Genomic DNA, 19,495 nt, shown 5'->3' with positions numbered 1-19,495 from the left:
TTTGTATTTGTGTTACTTTAATGTTTACCAAACCTTGCAAATGCCATTTGCTTGTGATAATATAAAAACAGAAAATCAACTGAGGGTTTAAAAATGAGTGTTATCGGCAAGCAAATAAAAAAATATTGTACTAAAAAAGGACTTACGCAAGAACAGCTCGGTCAGTTGTTAGGTGTTACAACGCAAGCTGTGTCAAAGTGGGAGAGAGGCGGCACGCCTGATGCCTAATTATTGCCTGACATATCGCAGGTGCTTGGTGTAAGTATTGATGCATTGATTAACAGCATCGCTTGCACTACAGATTTGTCAGATGAAAAACGAGAACGCATATCGTTATGCTTTTAGAATTTGCCGGGCGATAGAAATCGGATTTATGCAAGATATTTCTGCGCTTGACGATTTTTTAAATAAATTTATAGGACGTTTGGCCATAACTACCGATAAACGGATTATTTCGCAAAAATGATGCAGGACGGCGGTGTAGCAACCGCTATGGTAATAATAAAGGATTTAAAAAGGGGAAACACTATGCCAATTGTTAATGATTTAAATAACTATGCCAAAGAAGAGCTTGAGTATTTTGGTGTAAGGCGGCAAAATGAAGAAAATGCCGCCATTGAAAAAGCCGTTTTTAATACGAAATTTGATTTGAACTATGATTTTAACGCATTTTTCGTTATTATACCAATTATAGTTATCGGCTTGATTCCTGTAGCAAAAATTTTGATACAGGAGGCGATTACTTCTTCCGTTAATCATACGCCTTTTACTTTAAGCACTGTTCAAATTCTGATAATAAGCATATTGAGCACTGCAATATTTTTTGCTATAGCTTTACTTATATGTTTAAAACTAAAAAAATGCCCGAGTGTACAGACGAGCTATCTTTATTATAAAGATGAACCATATCATTATGATCAGATTAATTACATAAAGGTGAGCAGGATTAAAACCGCTAAAATTTATGTCAACGGCAAAAAACTTGTAGGTGTTTCTAATTGGTGTGATAATTACAATTCACTGATTGTATGGGCAAAGAAATGTCACATTCCGGTGCTTGCCCCCAATAAAAAGTCTAATTCGTCTAACAGTTTGGATTTAAACGCATTGAGTAATAATATTTCAATGATAGTTGCGGTTGTTGTATTCGCAATTATGATGATCGGTGCGGCAGTTGTTTTTATTAATTCTATTTCTTGATTTTTATTAAAAGTACGGGGATAAATCTATGCTGTTTAATAGTCTTTTGTGCAAGTAAAAGGTTGATACTTTTTATTAAGGTCTTAAATATTAAGTATATTACGCATTATAAAAGGGTGCTGTCCATATGGAAAGCACCCTTAAATTTATTTAGTTAGCTTGTACTAAAATTAATACAAAGATTAAGCCTTAGGGCCTGCCTCTACGAGAGCCTTACCTGCCTCGTTGCCTTCGTACTTAGCAAAGTTCTTAACAAAACGAGCTGCAAGATCCTGTGCCTTTGTTTCCCAATCTGCAACATTTGCATATGTGTCACGAGGATCGAGAATAGCAGGATCTACGCCTGGGAGCTCTGTTGGAACTTCAAAGTTGAAGTGAGGAATTGTCTTTGTAGGAGCCTTTGTGATAGAACCATCGAGAATAGCGTCGATGATACCTCTTGTATCCTTAATAGAGATACGCTTGCCTGTGCCGTTCCAACCTGTGTTTACGAGGTAAGCCTTAGCACCGCTCTTTTCCATCTTCTTAACGAGCTCTTCAGCATACTTTGTTGGGTGAAGCTCAAGGAAAGCCTGACCGAAGCAAGCAGAGAATGTTGGAGTTGGCTCTGTAATGCCACGCTCTGTACCTGCGAGCTTAGCTGTAAAGCCTGAGAGGAAGTAGTACTTTGTCTGCTCAGGTGTAAGGATTGATACAGGCGGAAGTACACCGAAAGCATCTGCTGAAAGGAAGATTACATTCTTAGCAGCAGGAGCTGAAGATACAGGACGAACAATGTTCTCAATGTGATTGATTGGGTAAGATACACGAGTGTTCTCTGTAACTGTCTTGTCGTTAAAGTCAATTTTACCGTCCTTATCTACTGTTACGTTCTCAAGAAGAGCATCTCTTCTGATTGCGTTGTAGATGTCAGGCTCTGATTCTTTGTCAAGGTTAATAACCTTAGCATAGCAGCCGCCCTCAAAGTTAAATACGCCGTTGTCGTCCCAACCGTGCTCGTCATCACCGATGAGAAGTCTTTTAGGATCTGTTGAAAGTGTAGTCTTACCTGTACCTGAAAGACCGAAGAAGATAGCTGTGTTCTCGCCGTTCTTATCTGTGTTAGCTGAACAGTGCATTGAAGCAATACCCTTAAGTGGGAGGTAGTAGTTCATCATTGAGAACATACCCTTCTTCATCTCGCCGCCGTACCATGTGTTTACGATAACCTGCTCACGGCTTGTGATGTTAAACATTACAGCTGTTTCAGAGTTAAGACCGAGCTCCTTGTAGTTCTCAACCTTAGCCTTTGATGCGTTGTAAACAACGAAATCAGGCTCAAAGTTCTCAAGCTCTTCAGCAGATGGCTTGATGAACATATTTGTTACAAAGTGAGCCTGCCAAGCAACCTCAACGATGAAACGAACTGCCATTCTTGTATCATGGTTAGCACCGCAGAATGCATCTACAACATAAAGCTTCTTGTTTGAAAGCTCTTTCTTAGCAAGCGCTTTTACAGCTTCCCAAGCTTCCTGTGTTGCAGGATGGTTGTCGTTCTTGTATTCGTCAGAAGTCCACCATACAGTGTCCTTTGAATTCTCGTCCATAACGATGAACTTATCTTTAGGTGAACGGCCTGTGTAAATACCGGTCATAACATTAACTGCGCCAAGCTCAGTTTCATGTCCAACCTCATAGCCTTCCAAATCAGCCTTTGTTTCCTCGTTAAAGAGTTCGTCATAGGAAGGATTGTGGATAATTTCAGTAGTACCGGTAATACCATACTTAGTTAAATCAATCTTTGCCATTTCAGTATCAACCTTTCTGTTTCTTAAATTACATAGTATCAGAGTTTGCGGTGAGTTGTAATTACCAAACAATCTACACTGCAATAACCTATGTTCGTTAGTATTTTAGCATAATTTTCTACCCTCGTCAAGCAAATTGCCAATTAATTTGGTCGGTTTTGTCATATTGTGGTTTATTCGACATCAACACTGTATTTGTATATTGATAAGAGGTGTAAAAAGTGCTATAATATTGTATTATAAGCAGGTTTATTCTGTATATTCAGCACTTTAAAAAGCAAAGAAAATTTACCGTTACGGGAGGATATTATGAGCCTTGTTGAATTTAAAGATGTTTACAAAATATATAAAATGGGCGAAGTGACTATTAACGCTGTCGAGGGTGTTTCTTTTAATATAGAGCAGGGCGAGTTTTGCGTGGTAGTCGGTGCATCGGGTGCAGGCAAGACAACCGTACTTAATATTCTCGGCGGAATGGATACCTGTACAAAAGGCAGTATTATTGTCGGCGGCAGAGATATAAGCAAGCTGAAAGACAAACAGCTTATTGAATACAGACGGTTTGACATTGGTTTTGTATTTCAGTTTTATAACCTTGTGCCTAACCTTACCGCAAAAGAAAATGTAGAGCTTGCAACGCAGATAAGTAAAAATCCGATGGACAGTACAGAGGCGCTTGAAAGTGTGGGACTTTCACAGCGCAGTGCAAACTTTCCCGCTCAACTTTCGGGCGGTGAACAGCAGAGAGTTTCTATTGCAAGAGCACTTGCCAAGCGACCTAAACTTTTACTTTGCGATGAGCCGACAGGTGCGCTTGACTATAACACCGGCAGACAGATTTTAAAACTTTTGCAGGAAACCTGCCGAAAAGAAAATATGACGGTAGTTCTCATAACCCACAATTCAGCAATTACCCCAATGGCAGATCATATTATAAAGATGAGAAGCGGCAGGGTAATTATGGATGTTCACAATGATGAACCTAAAAATGTTGAAGAAATCGAATGGTAATTCATATTTTCTGAGAAAGGGGAGAGGACATTGACTAAAACCCTGTTAAAAAATACTTTCAGAGAAATTGCAAATTCTAAAGCAAGGTTTATTTCTATACTTGCGATTATTGCACTCGGTGTTGGATTTTTTGCCGGAATCAAAGCTACGGTTCCGTCAATGTACAATATGGCAGACGAGTATTATTCTCAATCCAATCTTATGGATTACAGGCTTGTATCTACTGTCGGATTTGATAAAGATGATGTAAAAGCGGTTGAAAATCTTGACAATGTAACCGATGTTATGCCGTCGTATTTTGCCGACCTTGTTTTAAAATCAAACGGAAACGGCGGTAACGGCAAGGTTATAAGAGTAACCGCTGCACCTAAAAATTATAACAATAATAAAACTCTTAATACATTAAACATAAAAGAGGGAAGACTACCCGAGAAAAAGGGTGAAATCCTTGTTGAATACGGCAGTGTCGGCAGCAGTGATTATAAAATCGGCGACAAGGTTGTATTTGGAAGTGAAAGCGGAGAATCCAATGCACTTGATATGGTAGATACGCTTGAATATACCGTCGTCGGTAAAGCGGAATCACCTATGTATATTTCGTATCAGCGTGGCTCAACTACAATCGGCAACGGCAATATTGCGGCATTTATGTATATTTATCAAGACGATTTTGTAACTGAAAGATATACGGAAATGTATGTGAAAACTGCTTTTTCTGACGGTGACGGTTCTGTTTTTGATGATGAATATGAAAAGAATATTGAGAATTTTACAAGCACCTTAGAAAATACCGCAGACCTGCGCTGTGAGGTATTTGATAAAGATGTTATAGGTAAAGCAAAACAGGAACTTGAGGACAGTAAAAACGATTATGAAACCGAAAAATCCGAGGCTCTTACAAAACTTGATGATGCAAAGACAACTTTAGATAATTCGGAAAAAGAATATAAAGCTAAGATAGCAGATGCGCAGTCGCAGCTTGATACAGCAAAAAAACAGCTTGATGACGGAAAAAATCAGCTCGACAGCGCTAAAAAAGAATACGAGGACGGCATAGCGGCAGGCGAAAGCGAGTTATCCTCGGCGCAGGATAAAATCGACAGCGCAAAAGCCGATTACAACGCAGGACTTGCAGAATATAATTCTAAAATCAGTCAGGCAGAGCAGGCTCTCTCCGAGAAAGAAAACGAATTTAACCTTGCGAAAAGTGAATTTGAAAACAATCAAAAGCCGCAGCTTGAGGGCGCAATAGCTACCTGTAAAGCTCAGGCGGAGGCATTGCAGGCGCAGATTGATGTTACAGAAGATCAATCTGTTCTTGCACAATTACAGGCACAGCTTGCGCAGGTGCAGGCTGCACTTAACGATTGTGAAACAAAGCTTGCTATGGCGAAAGAACAGCTTGATACGGCAGAACAACAGCTGAACAACGGAAAACAAGAGCTTGAAACACAAAAAGCGGAAGGACAGGCACAGCTTGACTATGCGCTTGCTCAAATTCAAAGCGCCGAACAACAGCTTGCAGACGGACAAGCACAGCTTGAAAGCAAAAAAGCAGAGGGACAAGCTCAAATATCACAGGCTGAAACCGAACTTGCGACAGCGCAAGAACAATATGACAACGGAAAGTCCGAACTTGAGGAGCAGAAAATAAGCGGCAGACAAAAGCTTGATGACGGTTGGAAAGAGTACAACGAGTCAAAGTCCGAGGCTGATGATAAATTTAAAGAGGCAGAGCAGAAAATAGCAGATGCCGAAGATGAGATAAGCAAAATAGCAGAGCCAAAGTGGTATGTGTTTGACAGGTCGGATAATCCGGATTATTCAGACTTTGGACAGAATGTTGAGCGACTCGGTGCGGTAGCAACGGTATTCCCAATGTTCTTTTTACTCGTTGCGGTTTTGGTTTGTGTAACCACAATGTCAAGACTTGTAGAGGAAAAGCGTAAAGAAATCGGAATATTAAAAGCACTCGGCTACAATAACTTAAGCATAATAATGAAATTTGCGATTTATGCGGTTCTTGCAGGTGTAATCGGTTGCACCGTTGGCGTATTAATAGGCATAAATACATTGCCGTATATTATTTATAATGCATATCAGATTATGTATTATATGCCTGACATCAGCATTGTACCTGATGCACAGAGTATTATACTCGGTACGCTTGCCGCCGTACTTTGTACATTGCTTGTTTCTGTAATAGTATGTGTAAGAGAATTAAGCCAGAGTTGTGCAAAAATTTTAAGGCCAAAAACTCCGAAAGCTGGCAAGAGAATACTGCTTGAGAGAATTACTCCGATATGGAAACATATGAATTTTTCCGCAAAGCTGACTACAAGAAATATTTTCAGATATAAATCAAGAATGTTTATGACAATCATAGGCATTGCAGGCTGCACGGCTTTGATAGTTGCGGCATTCGGACTTAAAAACAGCTTTATTCCGCTTTCCGATACACAGTTTAGCGAAATATTCAAATATAATGCGGTTGTTATTCCTAAAGAAGGCGGAACTGCCGAACAGCTTGATTATCTGAAAAATGCAATAAACAATACGGGCGATGCAGCGTCAATTATGCTTGCAGGTCAGCAGGAAGTTGTTGTAAAGAAAAATAATGTTGTAAAAGATGAAAGCACTTATCTTACGGTAATGGAAGATCCGCAGAGATTTTCTGAGGTTACTGAGCTTAGAACAAGGGGCGACAATAAGCACCTTGATATTACCGATGATTCCGTAATGATAAATGAAAAAATGGCGACCGAATTGTCTGCCAAAGTCGGTGATACCGTAAGTGTAACTGTTGATGATAAAACCGCAGAACTTACAGTAGGCGGAATTTATGAACAGTATATAAAGAATTATGTGTTTATTTCTCCTAAACTTTACAGTGAAAAATTCGGAGAAGAACCGCAGTTTAATATGGCACAGGTTGTACTGAAAAATCCTGACGAACAGACTGCGTTCGGTGAAAAAATGCTGACGAATGATAAAGTAGCGGGTGTAACCTATCTTTCATCAGGTATAGGTGAAATTGAAGATATGCTCAATTCTCTCAATATGGTTGTGCTTGTTATGATTATTTGTGCAGCGGCACTTGCGTTTGTAGTGCTTTATAATCTTACAAATATTAACATTGCAGAGCGTGTGCGTGAAATCGCAACTTTTAAGGTGCTCGGATTTTACAGCAGAGAAACCTCAAGTGTTATTTATAAAGAAAATATCGTGCTTACCCTCGGAGGTATTTTGTCGGGACTTGTTCTCGGTGTTTTCCTTACAAGATTTATTATTCTGACCGTTGAGGTTGACAATATAATGTTTGGCAGAGATATTTTGCCAACATCATTCGTTTTTGCGGCTTTGCTGACATTTGCATTTGCTTTGCTTGTGAATTTTGCAATGGGATTTAAGATTAAAAAAGTAAATATGGTTGAAAGCCTAAAAAGCGTAGAATAAACAGTGCCGCACATTATTTGTGCGGCATTGTCAGAAAAGATACAAATTTTGAAATAAAAATCACACAAAATATTGATTGCTAAGGCAAATTGTGGTATAATACAAAAGAATAGGCAATTTAGCACAATATCAGTGAAAGGAACTGTAAATATATGATAAAAGCTAATCAGTATCGCACCGTTACTTGCGGTGAGTTAAGAGAAGAAAATATCGGACAGGAAGTTCGTGTTGCAGGCTGGGTCGAAAATATTCGTGACCATGGCGGCGTAATGTTCCTTGACATTCGTGATCAGTACGGTGTTCTTCAGGTAGTAGTTCATAACGATGAGCTGCTCAAGGGAATTAACAAGGAATGTACTGTAACATTGAGCGGTAAGGTAGTTAAGAGAGATGAAGAAACCATCAACTCTAAGATTGCTACCGGCTATGTTGAGGTACACACAGATGATATTACCGTTCTCGGTAAATGTAAAAATGTTCTTCCTTTTGAGGTTGCAACATCAACAAATACTTCAGAGGAAGTTCGCTTAAAGTATCGTTTCCTCGACCTTCGTAATCAGAAGGTGCATAACAATATTATGCTCCGTTCACAGATTATCACATTCCTTCGTGCAAAAATGAACGAAATGGGATTTAATGAAATTCAGACACCGATTCTTTCAACTTCGTCACCGGAAGGCGCAAGAGATTATCTTATTCCAAGCCGTAAGCATAAGGGCAAGTTCTATGCGCTCCCACAGGCTCCGCAGATTTTTAAGCAACTCCTTATGGTATCGGGTTTTGACAGATACTTCCAGATTGCTCCTTGTTTCAGAGATGAGGACGCAAGAGCAGACCGTTCACCCGGTGAGTTCTATCAGCTCGACTTTGAGATGGCTTTTGCTACTCAGGAAGATGTATTTGCAGTTGCAGAAGAAGTGCTTTACGAAACATTCACAAAGTTTACAGATAAAGAGGTTTCTAAGCCCCCGTTTGTTCGTATTCCGTATGCCGAGAGTATGCTAAAATACGGTACAGACAAGCCTGACCTCCGTAACCCACTCGTTATCGTTGAAATCAGCGATATGTTTGAGGAAACAGACTTCAAGCCATTCCTTAAAAAGACAGTTCGTTCTATCAATGTTCCGGGTGCTGCTAAGCAGTCTAAGAGCTGGTTTAAGAAGATGGAAGAATTTGCGCTTTCTATCGGTATGAAGGGACTCGGCTATGTTAAGGTAAGAGATGATATGACATTTGACGGTCCTATCGACAAGTTCCTTAAAGAGGGCGACAGAGAAGAGCTTATTAAGCGCAACAATTCAAATGCAGGCGATGTAATTTACTTTATTGCCGATACAGAAAAGGACGCTCCAAAGCTCGCAGGTCAGATTCGTACAGAGGTTGCTAACCGTCTTGACCTTATTGACAAGTCAAAGTTTGAGATGTGCTTTATCGTTGACTTCCCAATGTATGAGCATGACGAAACAACAGGTCAGGTAATCTTTACTCACAATCCATTCTCAATGCCTCAGGGTGGTATGGACAGCTTGCTCAACAAAAATCCTGACGATATTCTTGCTTATCAGTATGACATCGTATGCAACGGTGTTGAGCTTTCATCAGGTGCTGTTCGTAACCACGACCTCGACATTATGATTAAGGCATTTGAGATTGCAGGCTATACCGAAGACGAGCTTAAATCTAAGTTCTCTGCTCTCTACAACGCATTCCAGTACGGTGCTCCGCCACATGCAGGTATGGCTCCTGGCGTTGACAGAATGATTATGCTCATTACTGAAGAAGAGAACATCAGAGAGGTTATTGCTTTCCCAATGAACTCAAATGCTCAGGATCTTCTCCTTGGTTCACCTGGAGAGGTAACAGAGCAGCAGCTGCGTGAAGTTCACATTAAATTAAGATAACTTCATATATACTCAAAGGGCGAGTTGTTTTTATGACTTGCCCTGATTCTGTTTATACAAAGGATGGTTTCTATGGTAACAAGAGAAGATGTTGAAAACATTGCGTTGCTTTCAAAGCTGTTTGTTCCCGAAGAGGAGCTTGACAGTCTTACTCAGTCAATGCAGGAAATTATAGATTTTGCCGATACAATCAATAATGCTCCCACAAGCGGTGAGAGCTTTGACAACATAAACAACCTTTCAAATGTATTTCGTGAGGATGTTGTGGTTGAGTCATATGACAGCGAGGAAATTTTGAAAAATGCGCCTGAGCAGGCAGAGTCACATTTCCTTGTCAGAGGCAGAGAATAAGAGGTGTAAAAATGGGTAGTATTGCAAAAATTCACGAAATGCTTGTTTCCAAGCAGGTTTCGTGTACTGAGCTTACAAAAAGCTATCTTGAAGAAATAGAAAAATCAAACGGCGAGCTTAACGCATATGTAAATGTAACTGCGGATACAGCGCTTGAAACAGCAAAGACTGTTGACGAAAAGATTGCAAAGGGCGAGGAAATCGGTATGCTCGAGGGTGTGCCTATGACACTTAAAGATAATCTTTCTACAAAGGATATCGAAACAACCTGTTGTTCAAAAATTCTTAAGGGTTACAAGCCAATTTATAATGCAACAGTATGGGAAAATCTCTCCGCACAAAATGCCGTTATGCTCGGCAAAACAAATATGGATGAATTTGCAATGGGTTCTTCGTGTGAAACCTCATGCTTTGGCGGTGCAATGAATCCGTTTAATACAAAGTATGTTTCCGGTGGTTCATCAGGCGGTGTAGCAAGTGCTGTCGGCGCTAATATTGCGGCTTACGGACTCGGTTCGGATACAGGCGGATCTATCCGTCAGCCTGCAAGTTTTTGCGGTATCGTAGGTCTTAAGCCGACATACGGCAGTGTATCCCGTTACGGTCTTATCGCTTATGCAAGCTCACTTGACCAAATTGGACCTATCACAAAGAGCGTTGAGGACGCATCTATCGTATTTGACGCAATTTCACAGTATGACGAAAAAGACAGCACTTCAAAGGGTAATGTCGGCGGCGCAACTTACGGAAAGCTCAACAATGACATCAAAGGTATGAAAATCGGTATTGCCCGTGAATATCTTGACGGTATTCGTGACGATGTAAAAGAGGCAGTTCTCAATGCCGCAAAAGTTTATGAATCACTCGGTGCAGAAATAGTGTATTTTGATATGCCCGCACTTAAGTTTGCTCTTCCTGTTTATTATATTATTGCCTGTGCAGAGGCATCTTCAAACCTCGGCAGATACGACGGTATTCGTTTTGGTTATAAAACACCGCATTATAACGGCACTCATGATATGATTTGCCGCACCCGTTCAGAGGGCTTTGGTGAGGAAGTTAAGAGAAGAATTCTTCTCGGCACATATGTACTCTCTGCCGGTTATTATGACGCTTATTATAAAAAGGCACAGAATTTGCGTGGAACTATTGTAAAGGCATTTACAGATGCATTTGAGCATTGTGATGTAATTCTTGCTCCAACAGTTCCTATGACTGCTTTCGAGGCGGGTCACGCAGTTTCCGATCCGATTGAAACTTATCTTACAGATATTTGTACCGTACCCGTTAATATTGCAGGACTTCCGGGTGTATCCGTACCGTGCGGATTTAACGCAAACGGTATGCCAATCGGTATGCAGCTTATCGGCAAGAGTTTTGGCGAGGCTGAAATTTTAAATGCAGCGTTTAAGTATCAGCAGGCTGCCGGAGAAAACTTTAAGGATACAAAGTGGGGTGTTAAGCTGTGAAATATGAATTAGTTGCGGGTTTTGAAACCCATATTGAACTTGCTACAAAGACAAAAATTTTCTGCTCATGTACAACAGCGTTTGGCGGTGCACCTAACTCACATTGCTGTCCTGTATGTATCGGACTTCCCGGTACACTTCCAAAGTTGAACCGAGAGGTTGTAAACTTTGGCATTAAGGCAGGTCTTGCTACACATGGCGAAATTGCAGAGATTTCTAAAATGGATAGAAAAAACTATTGCTATCCCGACCTTTCAAAGGCTTATCAGATCAGCCAGCTTTATGCGCCACTTTCAATCGGCGGTTATGTAGAGCTTTCTAACGGCAGAAAAATCAGACTTCACCATATTCATATTGAAGAAGATGCAGGAAAGCTCATTCATCAGCATGGCGACACATATGTCGACTACAACCGTGGCGGTGTTCCTCTTATCGAGATTGTATCGGAGCCTGATATTCGTTCTATTGACGAGGCTAAGGAGTATGTGGAAAAATTACAGCAGGTAATGCGCTATATAGGAATTTCCGACTGCCGTATGCAGGAAGGCTCAATGCGTTGCGATGTTAATATTTCTGTTCGTCCTGAGGGCAGTGAAACTCTTGGAACAAGAACAGAGATTAAGAATATGAACTCAATTACAAATATTGCCAAAGCAATGGAGTATGAGTATGAGCGTCAGGTAGATTTAATTGAGAGCGGCGGCAAAGTAGTGCAGGAAACCCTCCGTTATGATGATGCAACAAACACTACATCTTCAATGCGCAGTAAAGAGGACGCTCACGATTACCGTTATTTCAGAGATCCTGACCTTGTTACAATCAATGTTCCGAGAGATGTAGTAGAAAGCCTTAAGGCTGAAATGCCTGAACTTCCTTCTGACAAATGCAAGAGATATATTGAAGAACTTGAAATTCCCGAAAAAGATGCTCAACTTCTTACAAAATACAGAAAAATCAGCGAGTATTTTGATAAGGCTTGCGAGGGTGTAAAATCCGCAAAGTCTGTATCTAACTTTATTATCGGTCAGATTTTCCGCAGAACAGAAACCGAGGCTGACAAGGAAACATTTGATATTGCTACAACTCCTGAGCAGCTTAACGAGCTTATTAAGTTGATTGACAACGGTAAGATTCGCAATAACCTTGCTAAGGCAACACTTGAGAAAATGCTTGATACAGGTAAGGGCGCACTTGAGTTTATCAGTGAGAGCGATATGGCAGGACTTGACGAAAATACTGTAAACGAGCTTTGCAAACAGGCGGTTGAGAGCAATCCTAAGGCTGTTGAGGACTACAAGAACGGCAAGGAAAAGGCTATTAAGTCGCTTGTAGGTAATGTTATGAAAAACAGCCGAGGCAAAGCAGACGCAGTTGCCGTTGAACAGAAAATCAAAGAAATGATTTCTTGATAAAATATTTAGAGTAGTAAAAGCCACTTTTGATTTAATTCAAAGGTGGCTTATGTGTTTTTACTTATTTTAGCTGATTATCGGTCGGGCAACAAAGTAAAGCAAAAGGCAAACTTTTCGTCCCGAATATAAAAGTTTGGTCAACCTTTTCAAAGGTTGCGGGTTTGGGCAGAGCCCATAAAATAATAAAAACAAACTAAATTGAAATATAAATAAACAGTTGTAATTATATTATAGAATAACTAAACTTTAGATTGCTCAAGACTTTAGTAGAAAACAAAAGTTAAGACTAATGAGTGGCAGAGAGCAAGAGAGTTGCACTTGAATGTCAGTAGAGAAAAGATATTCCAAAGGACGCAAAAGTTTGCGTGTGTGGCTAATTTGCCCTTGAAGAGTAGTTTAGTAGCGTACTTTTTCTTTGTTACTGTCGCAATTTTAAAGGTTTACGCTATTTGTTTGTTCAAGCCGCCAAATGACAAGCCGTTTGGCTATCAGAATTTGAAAAAGCATAAAGTATTTGTGACGTTGCCCAAACCCGCAACCCTTTAAAAAGGGTTGACCTAAATTTTATATTTATACTACAAAACATAGCACTAAACCACATAAAAATCCCCCGTAGAAAACTACGGGGGAGAGAAGTAACGAAATAATTTATCTATTAAACTGTCTCGCTGTTGTTGCCATAGTAAGCATTGAGGTACATCTGCTTGATTTCCTTGAAGAGTGGGTATCTTGGGTTAGCGCCTGTGCACTGATCGTCGAATGCCTGCTCTGTCATATCGTCAAGTCTTGCAAGGAAGTCAGCCTCATCAACGCCGTACTCCTTGATTGAGTTCTTAATGCCAACTCTTGCCTTAAGGTCATTGATAGCCTTAATAAGGTTCTCAACGCTCTCAGCATCGTCCTTACCGCCAAGACCAAGGAATCTTGCTACTTCAGCGTAACGAGCCTGTGTCTTTGGATGATCGTACTGTGGGAATGTACCCATCTTAGCAGGAGTATCAACAGAGTTGAAACGGATAACCTGCTCAAGCATAAGAGCATTTGCAATACCATGTGGAATGTGGTGGAATGCACCAAGCTTATGAGCCATTGAGTGACATACGCCGAGGAATGCGTTAGCAAATGCCATACCTGCCATTGTAGCACCGTGAGCAACCTTCTCACGAGCAACAGGCTCATTCATACCGTTGTCATAGCAAGCCGGGAGATACTTGAAGATAACTTCAAGAGCTCTAAGTGCAAGACCGTCTGTAAAGTCAGTAGCCATCATTGATGCATAAGCCTCAAGTGCGTGGCTGACAGCATCTATACCTGATGCAGCTGTAAGACCCTTAGGACCGCTCATCATATTGTTAGCATCTACGATAGCCATATTTGGCATAAGCTCGTAGTCAGCGAGTGGGTACTTAACGCCTGTTTCCTGATCTGTGATAACTGCGAATGGTGTTACCTCAGAACCTGTACCTGAAGATGTTGGAACAGCGATGAAGTAAGCCTTTTCACCCATCTTAGGGAATGTGTAAACTCTCTTACGAATATCGCAGAAACGCATAGCCATATCCTGGAAGTCTGCCTCCGGATGCTCATAGAGAACCCACATAATCTTACCGGCATCCATTGCTGAACCGCCGCCGAGTGCGATGATTACATCAGGCTCAAACTTACGCATAGCCTCTGCACCCTTCTGAGCTGAGAGAAGTGATGGATCCGGCTCAACATCAGCAAATGTTGTGTAAACAATGCCCATTTCATCGAGCTTGTCTGTGATTGGCTTTGTATAACCATTCTTGTAAAGGAATGAGTCAGTTACGATAAATGCTCTCTTCTTGCCCATAACATCCTTGAGTTCCTGAAGAGCAACAGGCATACAGCCTCTCTTAATATAAACCTTCTGTGGTGCTCTGAACCAAAGCATATTTTCTCTCCTCTCGGCTACTGTCTTAATGTTGATAAGGTGCTTAATACCCACGTTCTCTGATACTGAGTTACCGCCCCATGAGCCGCAGCCAAGTGTAAGAGATGGTCTGAGCTTGAAGTTGTAGAGGTCACCGATACCACCCTGTGATGATGGTGTGTTTACGAGAATACGGCAAGTCTTCATTCTTGCAGCGAACTCGTCAATCTTAGCTGTGTCATTTACAGCGTCTACATAAAGTGAAGATGTATGACCGTAACCGCCGTCAGCTACAAGCTGCTCAGCCTTAGCAAGTGCATCTTCAAAATCTTCTGCCTTATACATAGCAAGAACAGGAGAGAGCTTCTCATGAGCGAATTCCTCGCTGATATCAACGCTTTCAACCTCACCGATAAGAATCTTTGTTTCCTCAGGAACTGTTACGCCTGCAAGAGCAGCGATTGTAACAGGCTTCTGACCAACGATCTTAGCGTTAAGTGCGCCGTTGATGATGATAGTCTTTCTAACCTTCTCTGTTTCTTCATCGTTAAGGAAGTAGCAGCCACGAGCCTTAAATTCCTTCTTAACCTTTGAGTAGATCTTCTTTTCAACGATTACTGACTGCTCAGAAGCACAAATCATACCGTTATCGAAAGTCTTAGAATGAATGATTGAGTTTACAGCAAGAAGAATGTCTGCTGACTCATCAATGATAGCAGGAGTGTTACCTGCACCAACGCCGAGAGCCGGCTTACCTGAAGAATAAGCAGCCTTAACCATGCCGGGGCCACCTGTTGCGAGGATGCAATCAGCTTCCTGCATAAGCATATTTGTAAGCTCAAGGCTTGGAATGTCGATCCAGCTGATGATTCCTTCCGGAGCACCTGCTGCAACAGCAGCCTCAAGAACAACCTTAGCAGCCTCGATTGTGCTCTTCTTAGCACGTGGGTGTGGGCTGATGATGATACCGTTTCTTGTCTTTAAGCAGATAAGTGTCTTAAAGATAGCTGTTGATGTTGGGTTTGTTGTTGGGATAACGGCAGCAATTACACCGATTGGCTCTGCAATCTTCTTGATGCCGAATGACTTGTCTTCTTCAATAACGCCACAAGTCTGAACATTTTTATAAGCATTGTAAATGTACTCAGAAGCGAAGTGGTTCTTGATAACCTTATCTTCAGCTACGCCCATGCCTGTTTCTTCAACAGCCATTTTAGCGAGTGGGATTCTCATCTTGTTAGCTGCGGATGCTGCTGCAAGGAAAATCTTATCAACCTGTTCCTGTGTGTAGGTTGCGAAAATCTTCTGAGCTTCTTTAACCTTTGCTAAAGCTGCCTCAAAAGTCTCTGCGTTTTCTACGATCGGATACTCTTTTGTGCTCATTAAATCTACCTCTTATCTTGCATTTTGTATTTTATTCAGCATAAAGCTGAAAATGGATGACTTATTATTCTTCAACAGCCTTGAAAGTAAGGTTGTTGGTTTTTCCGTAGGATTTAACATAATTCTCAGAATATGAACCCTTTGGAGCATTTATAGTAACAGCGTTTTTGTTTTCACATACGCTGTACTCAGACATTTTAGTTACATTTGCCGGAATTTTGATTTCTGTAAGGTCAGGGCACTGATAGAAAACATATTCTCTGATTTCTTCAAGGCTGCCTGATTCAATAGTTACAGATTTAACTCCCGATCCCTGGAAGGTGTAAAGACCGAGGTCTGTTACAGAACCCGGAACTGTTACCTGCTCAAGAGAAGTACAGAGAAAAAATACATTATTGCCTAATGTTTTAAGATTTTTGGAAAGTGTAACCGTCTTAAGATTTGCACATGACTGGAAAGCATGACCCTCAATCTCAGTTACCGTATCGGGAATAGTTACGCTTTCGATTTCCTTATCGCTGAATGCGTTAGGACCGATAGAAGTTACCTTGTAGTTGTTGTAGCTGTCCGGAATTACAATATTTTTTTCATTACCTGTGTATTCCGTTACCATAAGCTCATTGCTGTTTACAATGTAATAACCAAAGCCGTTATTAGTAAGGTCAGGCTTTGTAGCTTCAACGGTATAACCGGGCTCGTTCTTATTTGAACAACCGCAGCCGGCTAAGCCGAATACCATTGTTGCACACATTGCTCCTGCAATAAGTGCGCATAATATTTTTTTCATAATTTGAAGGATCCTTTCAAAAACTTAGTACCAGTACTGAGCTATCTAACTCTCAGTAATAACATTTTAACATCTTTGTTAAATAATTGTCAATGTTTTTTTCGCTTTTTTTTTGTAAAAAGTAACTTTTATCGCATTACATAATAAATCGGTAGTAAGGTAATGTTATTATGACACAATCGACAAAATAGCAAGTAATTCTTGCCTGAAAAGCCTATTTAAAACACTTTGCTTTAGTGTGTTTTCAGCGTAATAATCATTAAAATTCTAATATGAAATTATCCGATTTCTCTATGAAAAAAGATAATAAACACCGTATCCAATAAATACATAAATGTATTCCAATTTGACAAAAAAATGTCAATGTATACAAAACAGTGAAAACTGTTATATTTTTAAATTTTTTGTCTTGAAATTTAAAGCAAAAGTGCTAAAATATATGGTGGAAAAATTTTATATTTCCTATATAAATATGTATAGGGAGAAGGGGCGCATCTATGGATTTAATGCTTATTTTAAAAAACCTTGCCATAATCCTCGTTGCAGCTAAGCTTTGTGGACTTCTTGCCCGTAAGCTAAAAGCACCGCAGGTAGTTGGCGAAATCATTGCCGGTCTTATCATCGGACCTTCACTGCTAAACCTTGTAGTTAAGGACGATTTTATTTCAGGCATGGCGGAAATCGGTGTTATTTTACTTATGTTCTCAGCCGGTTTGGGAACCGACCTCAAGGAGCTTGTCAAAACAGGACCTGTTGCATTGCTGATTGCACTATCCGGTGTAGCTGTTCCTCTTGTAGGCGGTATGCTTGTTTATATGGGATTTGGTTTCGGTACTCCAAGCACTCAGCTTTACGAAGGCATATTTATGGGTACGGTACTTGCCGCAACATCTGTAAGTATTACAGTACAGGCACTCAAGGAAATGGGACATCTTAAAGGAAAGGTCGGCACAACGATACTTTCCGCAGCGATACTTGACGATATTATAGGTATTATTCTTCTTACCGTTGTTATCGGATTTAAGAGTCCTGATGTTTCACCTGTTGATGTTTGCATCAAGACAATTTTGTTCTTTGTACTTGCAATCGTTCTTGGTTTTGCACTTTACTTCCTCTTTAAATGGATCAGCAAGCATTGGCCTCATTCAAGACGAATCCCGATTTTCGGACTTGTTCTTTGCTTTGCGGCAGCTTATTGCTCAGAGGAATTTTTTGGTATTGCCGATATTACAGGTGCATATGTAGCAGGTATTATTCTTTGCAATATTAACGATGCAGGTTATATTGAAAGAAAAATGGATATCAGCTCATATATGATTTTCGGACCTATCTTCTTTGCAAGCATTGGTTTGCAGACAAGTTTTGATAACTTTAATATGCAGATATTATGGTTCTCAATCGCACTTGTTGCCGTTGCTCTTGTAACTAAAATTATCGGTTGCGGCGGTATGGCAAAGATTTGCAGGTTCAATGTTCCTGATTCACTCAAAATCGGTGTCGGTATGATGAACCGTGGCGAGGTTGCACTTATTGTTGCACAAAAGGGACTTGACGCAGGTCTTATGGACTCAAAGTTCTTTACAGCTGTAATCATTCTTATTATTGTTTCTTCTATTCTTACTCCTATTCTTTTGAAGGTTCTTTATTCAAAGTGGCCTGATAAAAAGGACAGTGAGATTGAAAACGAAAAGAAACTTGCTCAGGAAGGTGTAGGAGCTACCTATAATATTTCTGACAATGATTTCAAACAGACACAGAGCGAAGATAAATAATTTTATCAGATTAGCCGTTCTCTTATGAGAGCGGCTTTTTTGTTTGCTTATCAGAAGTTGAGATAAATTGTGGTTTAGTAAAATGCTTTATCAAGCAATTATAAAATTTTGGTCGACCTTTTTTAAGGTCGTGGGTGTGGGCAAAACCTTTAAAAAGGCTTGACCTAAATTTTAAAATTATTTAGTCTTAATCGTGCAATAAGCCATAATTTATTATTTTATACCATTTTATTTACATTTACTTATCATTATGATAACATTATATTGAGGTGGTAAAAATGGATAATGAAAATATAAATATCAGTGATTATAAATACGATTTCGAATCAAAAATTGTAATGAACGAACAAGATTATTTAGACTTTAACAATGTAAGCTATAAAAGATTGGCAATAATATTTATAATTGAATTTATCATAACGGGTTTTATAACAACACGAATATTAATCCTAAAATCTTTTAATTATTATTTTCACAGTGAAACTACAAGTGATATTCAATTATATATGATATTATCCGCAGTAATCATTTTGCTTATGGGAGTAATATATTTTAAAACACAGAGAACTATTAAAAACAACTATAAAAGAGCTTTGTTTACTACCGGTGAAAAGTACATTACTCACACTACTTATTTTGGCGAAAAAATTATCACTGTAACAAAGGATACATCAAGAGAATTTGATTATTCAAGCGTTACGGGAGTTTACAAAACCGAAAAATACTTTCTTTTAAAATTGCAGTTTAATTTGTTTTTGATTATAGGCAAAGATATAAAAAACAACACCAATAATGTAGATTTTATTTCTTACATATTCAGCAAATCACCTAATATTAAAAAGAAAGTTGTTATTAATGTTACCAATCAAAAGAAGGTTGCCTTTGTTTTTATGTGCCTTGCAATCGTTCTGTTTTTAATTAATTTAATAATTGCCGTCTTATAAAAAAGTTTCTATTCTAAATGTTACCACAACTTTTAGAATAGAAACTTTTTTTCTTAATTATGATATAATCTTTTTAAAATCTTATCATACAATTTCTAATTATTTCAAAATGTTACAAAATTTTACTT

The 19,495-nt window shown here is 39.6% G+C and carries 13 protein-coding genes; 10 read left to right on the top strand and 3 right to left on the bottom strand.

What is annotated here, in order from left to right; all coding sequences use genetic code 11:
• Window positions 1–93 precede the first annotated feature (93 nt).
• Window positions 94–228, top strand: a complete 135-nt coding sequence (locus DXC23_RS09805) for a helix-turn-helix transcriptional regulator (RefSeq protein ID WP_117705968.1) — start codon at window positions 94–96, stop codon at window positions 226–228.
• 300 nt (window positions 229–528) lie between these two features.
• Window positions 529–1,200: a hypothetical protein gene (locus DXC23_RS09800; protein ID WP_147329138.1), complete on the top strand. Its 672-nt coding sequence runs from the start codon at window positions 529–531 to the stop codon at window positions 1,198–1,200.
• A 182-nt stretch (window positions 1,201–1,382) separates the two neighbouring features.
• Here the strand turns inward: DXC23_RS09800 and pckA are convergent, their stop codons facing one another.
• Window positions 1,383–2,987 (bottom strand): phosphoenolpyruvate carboxykinase (ATP), encoded by a 1,605-nt coding sequence (pckA, locus tag DXC23_RS09795; protein WP_117705965.1) that lies wholly within the window; start codon window positions 2,985–2,987, stop codon window positions 1,383–1,385.
• A 309-nt stretch (window positions 2,988–3,296) separates the two neighbouring features.
• On the opposite strand from pckA, the gene DXC23_RS09790 reads away from it, so the two are divergent.
• The 6 genes from DXC23_RS09790 to gatB all read left to right on the top strand — a co-directional run bounded on the left by DXC23_RS09790 (window position 3,297) and on the right by gatB (window position 12,584).
• Window positions 3,297–3,998 carry an ABC transporter ATP-binding protein gene (locus DXC23_RS09790; protein WP_022233843.1) on the top strand — a complete coding sequence of 234 codons (702 nt, stop codon included), beginning with the start codon at window positions 3,297–3,299 and terminating at the stop codon, window positions 3,996–3,998.
• A gap of 30 nt (window positions 3,999–4,028) precedes the next feature.
• Window positions 4,029–7,454, top strand: coding sequence for an FtsX-like permease family protein (locus DXC23_RS09785; RefSeq protein WP_117705963.1), 3,426 nt, complete (start codon window positions 4,029–4,031; stop codon window positions 7,452–7,454).
• Between the two features lie 152 nt (window positions 7,455–7,606).
• Window positions 7,607–9,355 (top strand): aspartate--tRNA ligase, encoded by a 1,749-nt coding sequence (gene aspS, locus DXC23_RS09780; protein ID WP_117705962.1) that lies wholly within the window; start codon window positions 7,607–7,609, stop codon window positions 9,353–9,355.
• 72 nt (window positions 9,356–9,427) lie between these two features.
• Entirely contained in the window at window positions 9,428–9,706 is a 279-nt protein-coding gene (gene gatC, locus DXC23_RS09775) for an Asp-tRNA(Asn)/Glu-tRNA(Gln) amidotransferase subunit GatC (RefSeq protein WP_022233846.1), read from the top strand.
• Window positions 9,707–9,717: 11 nt separating this feature from the next.
• Complete coding sequence (gatA, locus tag DXC23_RS09770; RefSeq protein WP_117705960.1) at window positions 9,718–11,175, top strand: Asp-tRNA(Asn)/Glu-tRNA(Gln) amidotransferase subunit GatA; 1,458 nt, start codon at window positions 9,718–9,720, stop codon at window positions 11,173–11,175.
• A complete protein-coding gene (gene gatB, locus DXC23_RS09765) occupies window positions 11,172–12,584 on the top strand; it encodes an Asp-tRNA(Asn)/Glu-tRNA(Gln) amidotransferase subunit GatB (RefSeq protein WP_117705958.1) in 1,413 nt (470 codons plus the stop codon). Before gatA ends, gatB begins: the two co-directional genes overlap by 4 nt.
• A 658-nt stretch (window positions 12,585–13,242) precedes the next feature.
• Here the strand turns inward: gatB and adhE are convergent.
• Both adhE and DXC23_RS09750 read right to left on the bottom strand, forming a co-directional pair.
• On the bottom strand, window positions 13,243–15,864 hold the full coding sequence (adhE, locus tag DXC23_RS09755) for a bifunctional acetaldehyde-CoA/alcohol dehydrogenase (RefSeq protein WP_117705955.1): 2,622 nt from the start codon (window positions 15,862–15,864) through the stop codon (window positions 13,243–13,245).
• 64 nt (window positions 15,865–15,928) lie between these two features.
• A complete protein-coding gene (locus DXC23_RS09750) occupies window positions 15,929–16,651 on the bottom strand; it encodes a leucine-rich repeat domain-containing protein (protein WP_117705953.1) in 723 nt (240 codons plus the stop codon).
• A gap of 497 nt (window positions 16,652–17,148) precedes the next feature.
• Here DXC23_RS09750 and DXC23_RS09745 point away from each other — a divergent pair, with 497 nt between their 5' ends.
• Window positions 17,149–18,423, top strand: a complete 1,275-nt coding sequence (locus DXC23_RS09745; protein ID WP_117705952.1) for a cation:proton antiporter — start codon at window positions 17,149–17,151, stop codon at window positions 18,421–18,423.
• A 278-nt stretch (window positions 18,424–18,701) separates the two neighbouring features.
• Window positions 18,702–19,367 carry a YcxB family protein gene (locus DXC23_RS09740; RefSeq protein WP_117705950.1) on the top strand — a complete coding sequence of 222 codons (666 nt, stop codon included), beginning with the start codon at window positions 18,702–18,704 and terminating at the stop codon, window positions 19,365–19,367.
• The last annotated feature ends 128 nt before the right edge of the window (window positions 19,368–19,495 follow it).

Origin of the sequence: Eubacterium sp. OM08-24, from assembly GCF_003438075.1 — a bacterium.
Taxonomy (GTDB): Bacteria; Bacillota; Clostridia; order Oscillospirales; family Acutalibacteraceae; genus Ruminococcoides.
The sequence above is the reverse complement of the archived record's forward strand: the minus strand, read 5'-3'. Positions and strand labels throughout refer to the sequence as shown.